The 15,273-nt window shown below is 65.2% G+C and carries 19 protein-coding genes; 7 read left to right on the plus strand and 12 right to left on the minus strand.

Annotated features, from left to right (window positions below; translation table 11 throughout):
* Positions 1-2 precede the first annotated feature (2 nt).
* The 9 genes from ribH to gltX form a co-directional block, all read right to left on the minus strand.
* Positions 3-422 carry a 6,7-dimethyl-8-ribityllumazine synthase gene (gene ribH, locus AC1DVS_RS02740; RefSeq protein ID WP_478020042.1) on the minus strand — a complete coding sequence of 140 codons (420 nt, stop codon included), beginning with the start codon at positions 420-422 and terminating at the stop codon, positions 3-5.
* Positions 422-1,573 carry a 3,4-dihydroxy-2-butanone-4-phosphate synthase gene (gene ribB / locus AC1DVS_RS02745; RefSeq protein ID WP_478021226.1) on the minus strand — a complete coding sequence of 384 codons (1,152 nt, stop codon included), beginning with the start codon at positions 1,571-1,573 and terminating at the stop codon, positions 422-424. Before ribB ends, ribH begins: the two co-directional genes overlap by 1 nt.
* On the minus strand, positions 1,557-2,165 hold the full coding sequence (locus AC1DVS_RS02750) for a riboflavin synthase (protein WP_478020044.1): 609 nt from the start codon (positions 2,163-2,165) through the stop codon (positions 1,557-1,559). Before AC1DVS_RS02750 ends, ribB begins: the two co-directional genes overlap by 17 nt.
* Positions 2,166-3,236, minus strand: coding sequence for a bifunctional diaminohydroxyphosphoribosylaminopyrimidine deaminase/5-amino-6-(5-phosphoribosylamino)uracil reductase RibD (ribD, locus tag AC1DVS_RS02755; RefSeq protein ID WP_478021228.1), 1,071 nt, complete (start codon positions 3,234-3,236; stop codon positions 2,166-2,168). It lies immediately after the preceding gene.
* Positions 3,233-3,580 (minus strand): hypothetical protein, encoded by a 348-nt coding sequence (locus AC1DVS_RS02760; RefSeq protein WP_478020046.1) that lies wholly within the window; start codon positions 3,578-3,580, stop codon positions 3,233-3,235. The genes ribD and AC1DVS_RS02760 overlap by 4 nt, the downstream gene beginning before the upstream one ends.
* Before the next feature lie 71 nt (positions 3,581-3,651).
* On the minus strand, positions 3,652-4,311 hold the full coding sequence (locus tag AC1DVS_RS02765; RefSeq protein WP_478020048.1) for a TonB family protein: 660 nt from the start codon (positions 4,309-4,311) through the stop codon (positions 3,652-3,654).
* 97 nt (positions 4,312-4,408) lie between these two features.
* Positions 4,409-4,669: a hypothetical protein gene (locus AC1DVS_RS02770; protein WP_478020049.1), complete on the minus strand. Its 261-nt coding sequence runs from the start codon at positions 4,667-4,669 to the stop codon at positions 4,409-4,411.
* A gap of 70 nt (positions 4,670-4,739) precedes the next feature.
* Positions 4,740-5,402 carry an energy transducer TonB gene (locus AC1DVS_RS02775; RefSeq protein WP_478020050.1) on the minus strand — a complete coding sequence of 221 codons (663 nt, stop codon included), beginning with the start codon at positions 5,400-5,402 and terminating at the stop codon, positions 4,740-4,742.
* A 282-nt stretch (positions 5,403-5,684) separates the two neighbouring features.
* Complete coding sequence (gene gltX, locus AC1DVS_RS02780) at positions 5,685-7,013, minus strand: glutamate--tRNA ligase (protein ID WP_478020052.1); 1,329 nt, start codon at positions 7,011-7,013, stop codon at positions 5,685-5,687.
* A 312-nt stretch (positions 7,014-7,325) separates the two neighbouring features.
* Here gltX and AC1DVS_RS02785 point away from each other — a divergent pair, with 312 nt between their 5' ends.
* The gene (locus AC1DVS_RS02785) at positions 7,326-8,945 is read left to right on the plus strand and encodes a hypothetical protein (protein ID WP_478020054.1); all 1,620 of its coding nucleotides are present in this window, start codon (positions 7,326-7,328) and stop codon (positions 8,943-8,945) included.
* Between the two features lie 310 nt (positions 8,946-9,255).
* Entirely contained in the window at positions 9,256-9,819 is a 564-nt protein-coding gene (locus AC1DVS_RS02790) for a hypothetical protein (protein ID WP_478020056.1), read from the plus strand.
* Positions 9,820-9,824: 5 nt separating this feature from the next.
* Here AC1DVS_RS02790 and AC1DVS_RS02795 read toward each other — a convergent pair whose 3' ends face one another.
* A complete protein-coding gene (locus AC1DVS_RS02795) occupies positions 9,825-10,709 on the minus strand; it encodes an MBL fold metallo-hydrolase (protein WP_478020058.1) in 885 nt (294 codons plus the stop codon).
* A gap of 70 nt (positions 10,710-10,779) precedes the next feature.
* On the opposite strand from AC1DVS_RS02795, the gene AC1DVS_RS02800 reads away from it, so the two are divergent.
* From AC1DVS_RS02800 to AC1DVS_RS02820, 5 genes are all read left to right on the plus strand, one after another.
* Positions 10,780-11,097, plus strand: coding sequence for an ArsR/SmtB family transcription factor (locus tag AC1DVS_RS02800; RefSeq protein WP_478020059.1), 318 nt, complete (start codon positions 10,780-10,782; stop codon positions 11,095-11,097).
* A 5-nt stretch (positions 11,098-11,102) separates the two neighbouring features.
* Positions 11,103-11,624, plus strand: a complete 522-nt coding sequence (locus AC1DVS_RS02805) for a rhodanese family protein (protein WP_478020061.1) — start codon at positions 11,103-11,105, stop codon at positions 11,622-11,624.
* Between the two features lie 7 nt (positions 11,625-11,631).
* Positions 11,632-12,411, plus strand: a complete 780-nt coding sequence (locus tag AC1DVS_RS02810; protein ID WP_478020063.1) for a sulfite exporter TauE/SafE family protein — start codon at positions 11,632-11,634, stop codon at positions 12,409-12,411.
* Between the two features lie 135 nt (positions 12,412-12,546).
* The gene (locus AC1DVS_RS02815; protein ID WP_478020065.1) at positions 12,547-12,945 is read left to right on the plus strand and encodes a DUF1761 domain-containing protein; all 399 of its coding nucleotides are present in this window, start codon (positions 12,547-12,549) and stop codon (positions 12,943-12,945) included.
* 73 nt (positions 12,946-13,018) lie between these two features.
* Positions 13,019-13,954, plus strand: coding sequence for a ribose-phosphate pyrophosphokinase (locus AC1DVS_RS02820; RefSeq protein ID WP_478020066.1), 936 nt, complete (start codon positions 13,019-13,021; stop codon positions 13,952-13,954).
* A 17-nt stretch (positions 13,955-13,971) separates the two neighbouring features.
* On the opposite strand, the gene AC1DVS_RS02825 is transcribed toward AC1DVS_RS02820, so the two are convergent.
* Positions 13,972-14,721, minus strand: coding sequence for a sulfite exporter TauE/SafE family protein (locus AC1DVS_RS02825; RefSeq protein WP_478020068.1), 750 nt, complete (start codon positions 14,719-14,721; stop codon positions 13,972-13,974).
* The gene (locus AC1DVS_RS02830) at positions 14,718-15,233 is read right to left on the minus strand and encodes a sterol desaturase family protein (RefSeq protein ID WP_478020070.1); all 516 of its coding nucleotides are present in this window, start codon (positions 15,231-15,233) and stop codon (positions 14,718-14,720) included. The genes AC1DVS_RS02825 and AC1DVS_RS02830 overlap by 4 nt, the downstream gene beginning before the upstream one ends.
* Between the last annotated feature and the right edge of the window lie 40 nt (positions 15,234-15,273).

The raw sequence follows: 15,273 nt of genomic DNA on the forward strand, positions 1-15,273 counted from the left end.
GGTCAGCCGAAGCGGCCCTTGAGCGCCAGCATCGCCATCGCCGCCTTGGCAGCCTCGCCGCCCTTGTCCTTCTCGGTGCGCCTGGCCCGGGTCAGCGCCTGCGCCTCATTCTCCACGGTCAATATGCCGTTGCCGATCGCCACCCCGTCCATGGAGAGCGCCATCAGCCCCCGCGCGCTCTCGCCCGCGACGATCTCGAAATGATAGGTCTCGCCCCGGATCACCACGCCGAGCGCAACGAACGCATCATAGCGCCCGCTCTCGGCCGCCAGCGAAACCGCGCCCGGAATCTCCAGCGCCCCCGGCACGGTGATCGTCTCATGCGCAAAGCCTGCCTCCTCGATCGCGGCGCGTGCGCCTTCGAGCAGCAGGTCGTTCAGATGGTCGTAAAAGCGCGCCTCGACGATCAGCAGCTTCGCCATCATTCGCCTCCAGTTCCGGGGATCGGCCGTTCGCCGACGATCGACAGGCCATAGCCATCGAGCCCGACCAGCGTGTGATGGGTATTGGTCAGCAGGATCATATCCTGAACGCCAAGCTCAGCCAGGATCTGCGCGCCGACGCCATAATCGCGCAATTCATTGGCTTCGGGGGTGCCGAGAGTCTTGCCCGCGGTGCGCAGCTTGATGACGCGGGTCATCGAATCCCGCATCGGCCGGTTGATCACGACGATGACGCCGGCGCCCTCAGCGGCGATCGCCTCCATCGAATGGGACAACAGGCCCGCCCGCGTCGATTCCTCGCCGAACGCGTCAGCGAACAGCGACAGGCTGTGCATCCGCACCAGAGTCGGCTTGGCGGGGTCGATCCTGCCTTTGACGAGTGCGACCTGCTCGTCGCCGGTCGCCTTGTTGTAGAAGGTCATCGCCTTCCAGTCGCCGCCCCAGCGGCTCTGAAAGGCGGTTTCGGCGCGCTTCTCGACGAGATGGTCGTGGCGGCGGCGATAGGCGATCAGGTCGCGGATCGTGCCGATCTTGAGATTGTGGAGCTGAGCGAAGGCGACGAGATCGTCGAGCCGCGACATCGTCCCGTCCTCGTTCATGATCTCGCAGATCACGCCGGATGGGTTGAGCCCGGCCAGCCGCGACACATCGACCGCCGCCTCGGTATGGCCAGCGCGAACCAGCACGCCTCCTTCGCGCGCGACCAGCGGGAAGACATGGCCAGGCGTCACGATCTCTTCGCGCCCTTTCGACGAATCGATCGCCACCGCGACCGTGCGGGCGCGGTCGGCCGCGGAAATGCCGGTGGTCACGCCGTCACGCGCTTCGATCGAAACCGTGAAGGCAGTCTCGTGGCGAGTGCCGTTGTGGCGGCTCATCAGGTCGAGCCCGAGCTCATCGACTCGCTTCTTGGTCAGCGCGAGGCAGATCAGCCCGCGACCATGTTTCGCCATGAAGTTGATCTTCTCCGGCGTCGCCATCTGCGCCGGAATGACGAGGTCGCCCTCATTCTCCCGGTCCTCGTCATCGACCAGGATGAACATCCGGCCGTTCTTGGCCTCGTCGATGATCTCCTCAGGCGAGGAGAGGAAGCCGTGGCGCAGCCGCGCCAGCTCAGGCTTTTGCACGATAATGCTCCATGCGTTGAAGATAGCGGGCGAGGACGTCGATCTCGATATTGATCGCATCGCTGCCTGCGATACTGCCGAAAGTGGTGACGGCAGCGGTGTGTGGAATGATGTTGACGCCAATCGTGACGCCGCTGGGGTCATCCTCGACTTCGTTGACGGTCAGCGAGACGCCATCGAGCGTGATCGAACCCTTGGGCGCGACGTAGGGCGCGATCTCCGGTCCCGCCTTGATGCGCACCCGGTGCGATCCGCCTTCCTCGACCACCGAGATCACCTCGCCGATCCCATCGACATGGCCGGTGACAATGTGCCCGCCAAGCTCCTCGCCGAGCCGAAGCGCTCGCTCGAGGTTCAGCCGGCGCCCCTCGGCCCACTGCCCCTGCGCAGTACGCGAGATGGTTTCGCCTGAGACATCGACCGCGAACCAGCCCGGCCCCTTATCGACAACGGTGAGGCAAACCCCCGAACAGGCGATCGACGCGCCAAGGTCGATCGTTGCGCTGTCATAGCCGCTGCTGATCACTACGCGCGTGTCGCCCTGTCTGGTGACGCGCTCGATCGTGCCGATGTCCGAGATGATGCCTGTGAACATTTAATTGGGTTCCCTGACGCGCTCGTAAACCTCGAGCCGGTCGCTGCCAAGCTGCCGCGCGTCAAGGAGTGTCCAGCGGCCATGGGCCTCGGCCAGGTCGGCAAGGCTGATATTGGGCAGGGTCCGCCCGCCACCAATCAGAATCGGCGCACGGTAAAGTAGCAGCCGGTCGATCAGATCCTCGGCGAGAAAGGCCGCGGCGGTTTGTACGCCACCTTCGACGAGCAGATGGTCGACCCCGCCCAATGCGGCGATGGCGGCTGGACGGACCACTACCCCCCACCCAGTGTCATCCCCGCGAAAGCGGGGACCCATCTCCCGCCCTTCGTCACCAATCGCACCCCCGGGGGATGGGCCCCCGCTTTCGCGGGGGTGACAAGGAGGGGGAGAACCGCGTGAAAGCATCAGCCGCCTCGGACTCCGCCCCTCAAGCCCGGCCAACCGCACATCCAGCGCCGGATCATCAGCCTCCACAGTGCCGCGCCCAACCAGGATAGCCCCATGCCGCGCCCGTTCGAGATGGGCATGCGCCCGCGCTTCCGGCCCGGTAATCCAGCGGCTGGTGCCGTCAGCCATCGCCACCGCGCCATCGAGCGCCATTGCCAGCTTCAGCGTCACATGCGGCCGGCCACGGTCAAGCCGGGTCAGGAACCCCGCCATCGCCCGCCGCGCCTCGGCTGAGCGGATGCCAGTGACAATTTCGATCCCGCCTGCCCGAAGCCGGGCGATACCACATCCGTCAGTCCGCGGATCGGGGTCGATCAGCGCAATCACTACGCGTGCCACCCCCGCCGCAACCAGCAGCCCGTCACAGGCGGGGCCGCGCCGCGATTCGTGCGCACAGGGCTCGAGCGTCGTATGCACAGTTGCGCCGCGCGACTTCTCGCCGGCTTCGGCCAGTGCCATCGCTTCGGCATGCGGCCGCCCGCCCGGCTGCGTCCAGCCACGCCCGACGACGCGGCCCCCGTTCACGATCACGCAGCCGACATTGGGGTTGGGCGCGCTCAGCCCATGGCCGCGCTCGGCCAGCGCCAGCGCCGCTCCCATCCAGCGCGTGTCGTCGTCGTTCAGATGCCGTACTTCTTCAGGCCGTCGTCAATCCGCTTCCACGCCGCCTGGTTCTCGGCTTCGCGCTTCTTCGCGGCTTCCTCGCGCTTGGTCTGCTCGACGCCGTCGATCTTCTGCTGCGCGATGATCTGGGCGTCAGTGCGGTTCGCCGGCCATTGCTGGACATAGATGATGACAGGGCGATTATCCCGCTCGATCTTCGAGTCTTTGATCATGTAGAAGATGATCAGGTAGGTGATCGCCAGCGACAGTGCGAGGAACACCACCTCATGCTTTCGCCGTTGGCCGAGGAACAGCTTGAGGTCCTGAAAAGCCCCTAACGGGGCGATGGAGCGAAGAAAGGTCATGCCGGCGAAGATAGTCGCGGGCGGGGCCGGATGCCAGCCCCGCCCGCCCTTTGCCGTCTCCGCCCCCGCGATCATCCGTCGTTCAGTACAAAGCTCACGCCAACCGTCTTCCATACTTCGATGGGCACGCCGTCGCGGGTGGCGGGCTTGAAGCGCCATTTCTGGAGCGCCCGGCGCTCGGTCGCCTCGAAAAAGTCATTGCTTGGTGCGCTGACCTTCTCGACCTGCTTCACCCGGCCATCGGCGCCGACCAGCACACGGACGACGACCCGGCCCTGATGCTCCGCCCGCCGCTCGCCGACCGGATACTCGGGCTGGAAGCTGCCGGCGAAGCGAGAATCGAGCTCTGCTCCCGTCAGCACCGGCGCCGGCTTGACCGGCGCCACGAAGCCGCCGTCGATGGTGCCGCCTACCGGGCCCGGTGCTGTCGTCGGGGCCGTGTAAGGAGTGGTGTTGCTGGGCGGCGTGGGGACGATCGTTTCCGGCACCGCTACGTTCTCCCGCGGTGTCGGCGCCTGCCTCTTCAAATCGGGCGTTGGCGGCGCGGGGGGCGGCGGCTCCAGGGGAGGCGCAACCGTGATGACCTTGATCGGCGCAGCGATAATCCGGGTAACCAATGTGGGCGCTGCAAAGGCAATCAGGCCGGCAACGATCGTGCCGTTGAGCACCAGGGCCAGTCCCATGCTGCTCGGGTCGAATTTGGTCCGTCGGGAATATCTGTCAGCATACATCGCCTGTCTCCATCAACTTCCTGGTTGGTGGCTGGGTCTTTCGCCCATGCTCCAATGGCGACGATACAACATTACTAGCGAGATACAAGATATCATTTCATGGTCGATTGAACGGGCCGATCGCCCATAAAAATAAAATGAACTGGTTCTCGCAAAGGCGCGAAGCACTCCGCGCGGGACGGCCTCCGCTCCTTAAGAAAACAGCGATGCTCAGAGCAAAAAGTCGGACCCGTCCCGCTTCGGAGCGCCCTCTTCGCGCCTTTGCGAGAACCCAATCCTTGCTGAACCGCTCGATTGCCGGCTCGCGGTCGATCAGCGACAGCAGCCCCTCCAACGGCGAAAAGCGCAGGAAGTCCATGCGCGAGAAAACGGGTGCGGGCGGGGCTGGATGCCAGCCCCGCCCGCTATGTACCGCCTCTACCCGGCGGTTACTCGTCGTTCAGTACGAAGCTCACACCGGTGGTGTACCAGGTTTCAATAGGAACGCCGTCACGCGTGCCGGGCTTGAAGCGCCACTTCTGGAGCGCCCGGCGTTCGGTCGCTTCGAAAAAGGAATCGCTTGCCGCGCTGACCCGCTCGACCTGCTTCACCCGCCCATCGGCACCAATCAGCACTCGGACGACCACCCGCCCCTCATGTCCCGCGCGACGCTCGTCAGCCGGATAATCGGGCTGGAAATTGCTGGCGAAACGGGAATCGCGCTGCGGCCCAATCACGACTGGCGTCAGCTTGATCGGCTCGAGGGCCGGTTCGCCGAGGCCCTCGCCCGTGCCCGGCTGAGGCGGCGGCGCCGGGGGGAAACCGAAGTCGGTCGGCGTGGTGAGCTTAACGACGGTCTCGGGCACGTTGGGCTCTGTCTTCGGCGTCGTCTTCGCCACATGCTCGGTTTCGGGGATTACCTTGTCGTCGACCGGCGGCGGCGGTTGCCTGAGCCTGACGTCATAGGTGATGAGTCTCTTGTCGGGTGCTCGCACGAAATGTGGTGCTGCAAAGGCAATCAGGCCGATAACGACCGTGCCGTTCAGCGCCAGCGCAAGCCCCATGCTGCCGGGGTCGAATTTGGTCCGTCGAGAATATCTGTCAGCGTACATCGCCTGTCTCCATCACCGTCCTGTTAATGGCCGGGCCTTTGCCCATGTCCTATGGAGATGATACACCATTACATATAAGATACAAGATATCATTTTGCGCGATTAGGCGGGGCCGATCGTCCGATAAAAATCAAAAACGGGTTTTCGCAAAGGCGCAAAGGCGCGAAGCAGCCCATGCGAAACAGGCCTAAACTCCTTCAGAAGTACCGATGTTCAGCGTAAGAGTCCGCCGCGTCCCGCCTCGAGGCGACTTCTTTGCGCCTTCGCGCCTTTGCGAGAACCCTAATACTTGCTCAGCCGCTCAATCGCCCGCTCACGCCCGATCAGCGGCAAAAGCGCCTTCATATCGGGCCCATGATCAAGCCCGGTCAGCGCTCGCCGCAGCGGCAGGAACAGTGCCTTGCCGCTCCTGCCGGAACTGGCCTTGAGCGCGCCGGTCAGCGCATGCCATGGGTCGCCCGCCCAATCGACCTCCTCCGCGACTCGCGCCGCTTCGGCCAGGAAATCGCCATCAGCCGGATCGGCATCGGCATGGATCGGCCCTTCGATCACATGCCACCAGTCGGCAGCCTCGGCAACGGTCGAGAGATTGGGCCGCACCGCCTCCCAGCCGTCCCGCGCCATCCCGGCCGGCAACCGCGCCGCCACCGAGTCGAAATCGAGCTGATGGACGATCCGCGCGTTGAGCGCCGACAATTCCGCTTCGTCGAATCGCGCCGGGGCTCGGCCGAATCGCCCGAAATCGAACGTGTCGATCAGCGTCTCGGTATCAATCAGCGGCTCGACCGGCAGGCTGGTGCCGATTCGCGCGAGCAGCGCCCGCACCGCCTCGGGTTCGATCCCCATCTCGCGGAACGACTCGACGCCAAGCGATCCAAGCCGCTTCGACAATTTGCCCTCGCTGCCGATCAGCAGAGCCTCATGCGCAAAGGCCGGCGCCGCGCTCCCCATCGCCGCGAACATCTGCAGCTGCAGCGCGGTATTGGAGACATGGTCCTCGCCGCGCACGACATGGGTCACCCCCATCTCGGCATCGTCGATCGCGGACGGCAGCATATAGAGCCAGGACCCATCGGCGCGGCGGATCACCGGGTCGCTCATCGTCGCGGGGTCGAAGCGCTGATGGCCGCGGATCAGATCGTCCCACTCGATCGGTGTCGAATGGTCGAGCTTGAAACGCCAATGCGGCGTAACGCCCTGGGCCTCGAGGGCGGTACGGTCGCTATCGGTCAGCGCGAGCGCGGCACGGTCATAGACCGGCGGCAGCCCACGCCCAGCCGCGATCTTGCGCTTGAGGTCGAGCTCCTGCGCAGTCTCATAGGCCGGATAGACATGGCCGGCATCGCGCAGCGCCACAAACCGCGCCTCGTACAGAGCAAACCGCGCCGACTGCCGCGCCTCGCCATCCGGCGCGAGCCCAAGCCAGGCAAGATCGGCGCGGATCGCCTCGACAAACCGCTCTTCACTCCGCTCGGCATCGGTATCGTCGATCCGAAGCACGAACCGCCCGCCGCTCTTCCGAGCCCATAGCCAGTTGTGCAGCGCAGTGCGGATATTGCCGACATGCAGCTGCCCGGTGGGCGAGGGGGCGAAACGAGTCAGGATTGTCATGCGCGCCCTGTAGCCCCCACGATCGACCGTAACAACCGCGCCCCGTTCCTTCGGGCGCGGCGATCGGATCGATCCCGGTCTCGACCACCCCGGCGACGGCGGAAAAGCATTTCCTTTGGCTGATAATCGCGCAATGATCGCTAGCCGGCGGCACCAGGGGGTCCTGCGCACCGCGGGAGCGGGAGGCTGTTCAGCGGGCGCGTCAGCCCGTCCTTACGGGGAATGGTGCGTCGTGGGCAGTCCCGCTTCCATCTCCGCCGCGTGCATCGCAAACGGGCGCCGCGCGAGATGCGCGGCGGGGGAGAGCTGATCATGACATCACGCCTGCGCCGCGACGGCCGTTCCGTCCTTTTCGCGATGGTTAGCCTCGCGCTGGGTGCTGCCGGCCTTGCCGGCTGCCACCCCGCCGCCACGCCCGACAATGGAAGCGGCACCCAGACCGCGGGCGCCAGCCCTTGCGGCGCGCTTGCGCCCGACAAGAGCTCGACCATGCCGATGAATCCCGGCGGCAATCAAGCCGAGGTCGATTGCTCGGCCTGGCAGTCCTTCATCGCGCTGAACTGGAAGGGTGATCCGAACCGGCTCGGCTATCCCGACAAGAGCGCGACCTGGGCCGATTTCGGCACGCCGGGCGACGCGACGCCGAAGGTATGGGAGGGGTATCTCGAAGCGTCGAGCGTGTTCGATCCGAACATTATCCTCACCGGCATGTGGGAGCGCAAGCGCCCGGCGATCAAGTCGCTCGTCCGCATCTCGAAGTTCGGCAAACTGGACCTCAGCGCCATCACCCAGGCTGGCAGCGGCGATCATTGGCTGACCAACCAGCGCGGTGACGTCACCTATTACGAAGTGATGATGAACCGCGACGAATTCCAGTTCATCACCACCCAGAAGAATTTCAACCTGACCACCGCCAAGGGCCAGCTCGATTGCGCGACCCAAACCGGCCAGCCAGTGTCGGACGGGCCGCCGATCAAGCCGCCCTATCCGCCCGGCACGAAGCTCCGCGGCGGCCTCAACATGCCCGCGGGGATCGGCGATGGCTGGGACGATACCGACTGCACCGGCGCCACCGCCCATTATGGCGACGGCGTCGGCGCGATGGAGATCAAGGCGGCATGGACGCCGCTGCCAGCCGACCATTCGATCGACTATCGCTACAAGACGGCGCTCGCGAAGATCGAGGATCCGGCCTCCCACCAGACGCGGACGGTGACGGTCGGCCTGGTCGGCATGCACATCATCCGCAAGCGCTTCCCGCGCCTGCCCTGGGTCTGGGCGACCTTCGAGCAGACCGACAACAGCCCGGACGAGGCAGCCAATGGCGGCTTCACCCCGCCGGCACTGCCGGCCAATGCCAACCAGAAGCCCTCGCCGGGTTTCACCTTCTTCAACCCGATCTGCGATCCGAAAAAGGACCCGACCTACCAGTGCAAGCACAATGCCCCGCCGGTCCCGTGCGGGATATCGGGCACAGTCTGCGACCCCTATGACAAGCCGATGCAGATCACCCGGCTCAACCCGGTCGGTGCCACCGCCAACAAGGTGACAGCCTATGTCTGGGAGCTGCTGCCGGCGAAATCGGTGTTCAACTATTACCGGCTGGTCGATGTCCAATGGCCGCAGCAGGCGATCCAGAATAACGACGCGCCCGGGCCGGGGCTCAGGGTGCCGCTGACGATGGGCAAGCCGACCCCGACGGGAAGCGCCGGCGGCACCAGCCAGATCGTCGCCAACACGACGCTCGAATCCTTCCAGCAAAGTTCGAACAGCTGCATGGATTGCCACGCGAACTTCGCCTCGGTCGCCTCGCCGAGCCTGTTGCGGGGGACGAAGCGGGGCGCGCTGAGAAAGGTGGCGAAGCCGGGCGGGGCGCAGGCGCCTTATGCCTCGGATTACTCCTTCATCTTCCTGTCCGAGACCCGAAGATAGAAGTGTGCAGCTGCCCGGGGGGCGAGAGCGCGAAACGGGTGCGTGCTTCTCTTCTCCCTCTCCATCGGGAGAGGGAAGGGGCCCGTGCGAAGCACGGGAAGGGTGAGGGTGACTGGCATGAGTCCCGCCCTCAACCTCACCCCGCGCTGCTGCGCAGCTTGCCCCTCTCCTGAAAGGAGAGGGGAAGAATGACGCCCGCAACGTTATGTGCAGCCAGTAGCCTCCGAAGGGAGGACTAACCGACCCAACCGAATCCGCCTCACACTCCTAACCTATCCGAGTCCCCCCGCGCCCCATATGTACAGCCACAGTGACCGATTATCTGATCTTCTTCCTGATCGTGCTGGGCGTGAACCTCATGCCCGCCTTCGGCCCGCCCACTTGGTCGATCATCATCCTCTACGGCCTCAACTCGAAACTGCCGGTCCCGGTGCTCGTCCTGATCGGCGCGCTGGCCGCCGCATCGGGTCGCTTCCTTCTCGCCCACGCCTTTCGCCTGCTCGCTGACCGCCTGCCGGAAAAGACCAGGCGAAATCTCGCCGCGGCAAGCGACGCGCTCGGTCGCCGCAAGCGCAACGCGATCCTCGGCCTCGGCCTGTTCGCGCTGTCGCCGCTTCCGTCAGCCCAGCTGTTCGAAGCCGCCGGGCTCACCAAAATACGCCTCCTCCCCTTCACCGCTGCCTTCTTCGCCGGCCGCGTCGTCTCCTATTCGATCTACGCCTTCTCGGCCCATCATATCCGCGAATCGAGCCTCGGCGACGCATTCCGCCGCAGCCTCACCAACCCGGTCGGGATCGCACTCCAGCTCGCCATGCTTGGCCTGATCGTCGCGCTCAGCCAGATCGACTGGGAAAAGCGCCTTCGCGGGAAGTGACGGCGCTAGGCCAACGACGATCCAGGCGGACCTTTGACCGGAATGCGCAGATACCGCACCCCATTTGCATCGGGCTCCGGAAAATGTCCCGCGCGGATATTGACCTGGACTGAGGGCAGCAACAGCTTCGGCACCGCGAGCGTCGCGTCGCGCGCCTCGCGCATGGTGACGAACGCCTCTTCGCTGATGCCGTCGCGGACATGGATGCTGGCGCGCCGCTCTTCGCCGACCGTCGTTTCCCAACGATAGGTGTCGCGGCCAGGTGCCTTATAGTCGTGGCACAGGAACAATCGCGTGTCGTCGGACAGGCTCAGCACCCGGCGGATCGACCGGTAGAGCTGGTGGGCGTCGCCGCCGGGAAAGTCGGCGCGCGCGGTGCCGTAATCGGGCATGAACAGCGTATCGCCGACAAAGGCTGCGTCGCCGATCAGATAGGCGATGTCGGCGGGCGTATGGCCAGGCACGTGCATCACCGTCACCTCGAGCGCGCCGATCGCGAAGCGCTCGCCATCCCCGAACAGCCGGTCGAAATCGGACCCGTCGGTCTTCAGGTCATCAAAGCCAAAGACCGGACCGAAGATCTTCTGAACGTCGCTGATATGCTCGCCGATCCCGATCCATGCCCCGGTCCTCGCCTTGATATGGGCGGCGGCCGAGAGATGGTCGGCATGTGCATGCGTTTCGAGCACCATCGCGATTCGCCAGCCATGCTCGGCGGCGACCGCCAGAATCCGATCGGCCGAGCGCGTATCCGCTGCGCCCGACGGCATGTCGAAATCAAGCACCGGGTCGATCACCGCCGCGTCGCCGCCGGCGGGATCGACGACCAGATAGCTGATCGTGTTGGTCGGCTCGTCGAAAAACGCTTCGATGATCGGCTTGGCTGACATCGCAATCTCTCCTGTCGCTTGACAATATATTAGCAATACCTAAATTAGCAATAGCTAAAGGAGTAAAGCCATGATGCTCGAGCCACCAGTGGATCTCGCCACGTTCGAGAAGAAAGCCGGCGCCGTGTCTGCCCTGCTCAAGGCGATGGCCAATCAGCGGCGCCTGATGCTGCTGTGCAAGCTCGTCGAGCATGGCGAAATGACCGTGGGAGACTTGGCGCGCGAGGTCGCCCTCTCCCAGTCGGCGCTGTCTCAGCATCTGGCGAAGATGCGTGAGGAGGGCCTGGTCGCCTTCCGGCGCGAAAGCCAGACGCTCTGGTATCGCATCGCCGATCCGCGAACCGAGGCTTTGCTCGCCACTCTCTACCAGCTCTATTGCAAGGATTGATTTCGATGAGCCTTCCCTCAGTCACTCCCGCCGAGGCGGCGCAGCTTGTCGCCAAGGGCGCGACGCTGGTCGATATTCGCGATGCCGACGAATATGCGCGCCGGAACATCCCGGGCGCCGTCAACCTGCCGATCGGCGACATCGATCGCCTGCCCCGGCAGTCGGCGTCGATCGTCTTCCATTGCCGGTCCGGCGCGCGCACGAGCGCGAATGCCGGGCGGCTCGCCGCGGTGGGCGGCGATGCACCCTGTCATGTCCTCGCTGGCGGCATCGACGCGTGGCAGGCCGCCGGACTGCCGACGGCCGTCGACCGGGGCCAGCCGCTCGAGATCATGCGGCAGGTCCAGCTCGTGGCGGGCGGGCTCGTACTGCTCGGAATCGCCCTTGGCTTCCTGGTCGCACCCGGCTTTTTCGGGCTTTCAGCCTTTGTCGGCACAGGCTTGGTGATGGCGGGTGCGACTGGCTGGTGCGGCACGGCGAAATTGCTGCGCGTCATGCCGTGGAATCGCCGCGCGCGGGCCGCCTGAGGCTGCGATGACGATCACCCAGATCCTGCTGGCGCTCGTGTCGGGCGGGGTGATCGGCATCGTGCTCGGCCTGGTCGGCGGCGGCGGGTCGATTCTCGCCGTGCCGCTTCTCGTCTATGTCGTCGGCGTCGGCTCGGCGCATGAGGCGATCGGCACCGCCGCCGTTGCCGTCGCGGCCAATGCGGCGATCGGTCTTGCCGGGCATGCACGCGCCGGCACCGTGAAGTGGCCCTGTGCCCTGGTGTTCGCGGTCGCCGGGATGATCGGGGCCGGCGTCGGGGCCGAGATCGGCAAGCTGGTCGATGGCAAGCAGTTGTTGATGCTGTTCGGGCTGCTGATGATCGGCGTCGGCCTGTCGATGCTGCGCAAGCGCCGCACCGCGCCGTTGCCGAACGTTCGTCTTTCGCGTGCAACCGCCGGAGCGCTGCTGCCGCGCCTTGTCCCGATCGGCTTCGGCGTCGGCCTCGCCGCCGGCTTTTTCGGCATAGGCGGCGGGTTCCTGATCGTCCCCGGCCTGGTCGCCGCCACTGCGATGCCGCTCGCGCTCGCGGTCGGTACCTCGCTCGTCGTCGTGACGGCGCTCGGCCTGACCACGGCGACCTCCTATGCGCTTTCTGGCTATGTCGACTGGCGGCTCGCCGCGCTCCTGATCGTCGGCGGCGCGGCCGGCGCAGCGATCGGGATGATCCTCGGACGCCGGCTCGCCGCGCGCAAGGGCCTGCTCGAGCGCCTCTTCGCGTCGATCGTGATCCTGGTCGGGGCCTATGTGGCGATACGCGGAGGCTAGCGAACGGCACCGTGACAACCCTGCGCTTGGCCAGATCAACCGGGGAAGGTCTGTGCCCGGGGCGACGACGAATCGGTGCCGCTAACCGTGACGCCAGTTCAGTGCTATTCTGCCTCCCAACAAGGGGAGGGCAATATGCAGCATATCAACCTCATCGCCGCCATCTTCGCCGGCATCATCGGCTATTTCCCGGGCGGCCTCTGGTATTCCAAAGCCATGTTCCTGCGCCGCTGGGCGGTCGAGATGGGCATCGACATGGATGCGCCGCCCGAAGGCAAGGGCCATGGCCCGAAGATCGCGATCGGTATGGTCACCTCGATCGTCGCGGCGATCGTCTTCGCATTGATCGTCGGTCCCGCACCCGGCCTGTGCCACGCCCTGCTGACCGGCGTCGCGATTTCCGGGCTGATCGGGTCCGCTTTCGCCATCCAGTATCTGTTCGAGGACCGCAGCCTGGCTTTCTGGGCGATCAATGCCGGCTATCACCTCGTGCAATTCACGATCATCGGCCTTGTGATCGGTCTTTGGCCGTAACAAGTCTTTCACGTTCGGGCTTCGCTGGCTAAGAGCCGCCGGAGCGGCCGCATCGGCCGGGCGAGGAACGCGCATGAAATTGATGACCGGCAATTCCAACCTGCCGCTGGCGCGCGCGGTTTCCGACTATCTCGAAATCCCGCTGACCAGCGCGAGCGTCCGCCGCTTCGCTGACGAAGAGGTGTTCGTCGAGATCCAGGAGAATGTCCGCGGCGAGGATGTGTTTGTCCTGCAGTCGACCGGCTTCCCCGCCAACGACAATCTCATGGAATTGCTGATCTGCATCGATGCGCTGCGCCGCGCCTCGGCCAAGCGCATCACGGCGGTCATCCCCTATTTCGGCTATGCCCGGCAGGATCGCAAACCGGGGCCGCGCACCCCGATCTCGGCCAAGCTCGTCGCCAATCTGATCACCGTGGCGGGCGCCGACCGCGTGCTGTCAGTCGATCTCCATGCCGGGCAGATCCAGGGCTTCTTCGATATCCCGACCGACAATCTCTACGGCGCGCCAGTGATGTCGGCCGATATCCTGACGCGCTTTGCCGACCGCGACATCATGGTGGTGTCGCCTGACGTCGGCGGCGTCGTGCGCGCCCGGGCGCTGGCGAAGCGGCTCAACAACGCTGACCTCGCCATCGTCGACAAGCGCCGCGAGCGTGCGGGCGAATCCGAGGTGATGAACATCATCGGCGATGTCGCTGGCCGATTCTGCATCCTGATCGACGATATCGTCGATTCGGCCGGCACGCTCTGCAATGCGGCCGCGGCGCTGCAACAGGCGGGTGCCGCCGGTGTCGTCGCCTATGTCACCCACGGCGTGCTGTCGGGCGGCGCGGTGGCGCGGGTCGAAGGGTCGGTGCTAGAGGAGCTCATCATCACTGATTCAATCGGCCAGCATGATGTGGTCAAGGATGCCCAGCGCATCCGTTTGCTGACGATCGCGCCCTTGCTCGCCGAGGCGATCAAGCGGATCGCCGACGAAACCTCGGTATCCTCGCTCTTTGACTGAGTGAAATTGATTCTATTTCAGGCAACGGCATCCCACACCAGTTTTACGCCGACCAGAATCATCAGCGCGTAAATAGCGGAATAGAAACGCGCCGGCGAAACCCGCCGCACTAGCCACACCCCGGCAAAGGTCGAGGCGATCGCGACCGGCAGCAATGTCGCCGCCGCCAGCATATTCTCGCGGCTGAACTGGCCGAGTGCCCAATAGGCCGGCACCTTCAGCCAGTTGGTCGCGGCAAAGAAGATGGCGGTGGTGCCGACCAGCACGTCGCGCGGCAGGCGTTTGGGCAGCACCCAGATCTGGAAGGGCGGCTGACCCGCGTGCGCGATCTGACTGGTGAAGCCCGACGCCACGCCTGCGAGCGTGCCGACCCAGCCGGGCGATCGTGCCGGAGCGGAAATAGCGCCACGGCGATCAATCCAGAGCCGGTACGCACCGAACAAGATCGAGATCGTGCCGACGACACCCAGCACACCCTGCTCCGAAACCCGCGTCGCGAAGACATAGGCAAGCGCGATCCCGATCATCGACCCCGGCAGCATCCAGGCAAGGACATGCCCGTCCCAGCTCTTCCGGAACGCCCAGACGCCGACGACATCCTGGACGATCAGGATCGGCAGCAGGATCGCCGCCGCGCGCACCGGCGATATCGCCAGCGCGAGCAGTGGCAGCGACAGCGCGCCAAGTCCGACGAAGCCGCCCTTGGAGAGGCCGAGCAGGATTACCGCTGGAACGGCCAGCGCGAAGAAGAGCAGCGATTCGTTCAATCGAGGGTTGCGCCCTGCCCGGTCGGTGCACGCACCCCGGCCCGGTCGCGGCGCTTGAGTTCGGCCTTCAGCGCCTCGGGCTTGGGCGCCCAGAGGAAGCCGAAGCTTACCGTCCCCGCCTTGGTCTCGACGACATGGTGCAGCCGGTGCGCCTGAATGATCCGCTTCATATAGGCGGATTTGGGCAGATAGCGGTGGTCGAGCCGCTTGTGGACGATCACATCATGGAAGCCGAAATAGATGGCGCCATATCCGGCGATCCCAGCGCCGATCCAGGTGAAGCCCGGCCACCAGCCGAGTTGAGCGCCGCCGAGCAGCAGCACGAAGGACGGCACCGCGAAGATCACCGCATAAAGGTCGTTCAGCTCCCAGTTACCCTTGCGCGGTGCATGGTGGCTCGCATGAAGAAACCAGCCCGGCCCATGCATCACCCAGCGGTGCGCGACATAAGCGAACCCTTCCATCAATATGATGGTCAGGGTGAACAGGAAAAGGCCAGTTGCCCAGGACATGTGGGGGCGTATAGCTGCGGGTCGGCCGGGTTGCACGAAA

It is taken from the genome of Sphingomonas sp. P3_C5, assembly GCF_056402635.1.

Coding starts and splice junctions, on each gene's coding strand:
- AC1DVS_RS02760 (WP_478020046.1), bottom strand. CDS start 3,580: ATGACCTTTCTTCGCTCCATCGCCCCGTTAGGGGCTTTTCAGGACCTC.
- AC1DVS_RS02770 (WP_478020049.1), bottom strand. CDS start 4,669: ATGGACTTCCTGCGCTTTTCGCCGTTGGAGGGGCTGCTGTCGCTGATC.
- AC1DVS_RS02815 (WP_478020065.1), top strand. CDS start 12,547: ATGCAGCATATCAACCTCATCGCCGCCATCTTCGCCGGCATCATCGGC.
- AC1DVS_RS02800 (WP_478020059.1), top strand. CDS start 10,780: ATGATGCTCGAGCCACCAGTGGATCTCGCCACGTTCGAGAAGAAAGCC.
- ribH (WP_478020042.1), bottom strand. CDS start 422: ATGGCGAAGCTGCTGATCGTCGAGGCGCGCTTTTACGACCATCTGAAC.
- AC1DVS_RS02795 (WP_478020058.1), bottom strand. CDS start 10,709: ATGTCAGCCAAGCCGATCATCGAAGCGTTTTTCGACGAGCCGACCAAC.
- gltX (WP_478020052.1), bottom strand. CDS start 7,013: ATGACAATCCTGACTCGTTTCGCCCCCTCGCCCACCGGGCAGCTGCAT.
- AC1DVS_RS02750 (WP_478020044.1), bottom strand. CDS start 2,165: ATGTTCACAGGCATCATCTCGGACATCGGCACGATCGAGCGCGTCACC.
- AC1DVS_RS02805 (WP_478020061.1), top strand. CDS start 11,103: ATGAGCCTTCCCTCAGTCACTCCCGCCGAGGCGGCGCAGCTTGTCGCC.
- AC1DVS_RS02765 (WP_478020048.1), bottom strand. CDS start 4,311: ATGTATGCTGACAGATATTCCCGACGGACCAAATTCGACCCGAGCAGC.
- AC1DVS_RS02820 (WP_478020066.1), top strand. CDS start 13,019: ATGAAATTGATGACCGGCAATTCCAACCTGCCGCTGGCGCGCGCGGTT.
- AC1DVS_RS02830 (WP_478020070.1), bottom strand. CDS start 15,233: ATGTCCTGGGCAACTGGCCTTTTCCTGTTCACCCTGACCATCATATTG.
- AC1DVS_RS02810 (WP_478020063.1), top strand. CDS start 11,632: ATGACGATCACCCAGATCCTGCTGGCGCTCGTGTCGGGCGGGGTGATC.
- AC1DVS_RS02775 (WP_478020050.1), bottom strand. CDS start 5,402: ATGTACGCTGACAGATATTCTCGACGGACCAAATTCGACCCCGGCAGC.
- AC1DVS_RS02785 (WP_478020054.1), top strand. CDS start 7,326: ATGACATCACGCCTGCGCCGCGACGGCCGTTCCGTCCTTTTCGCGATG.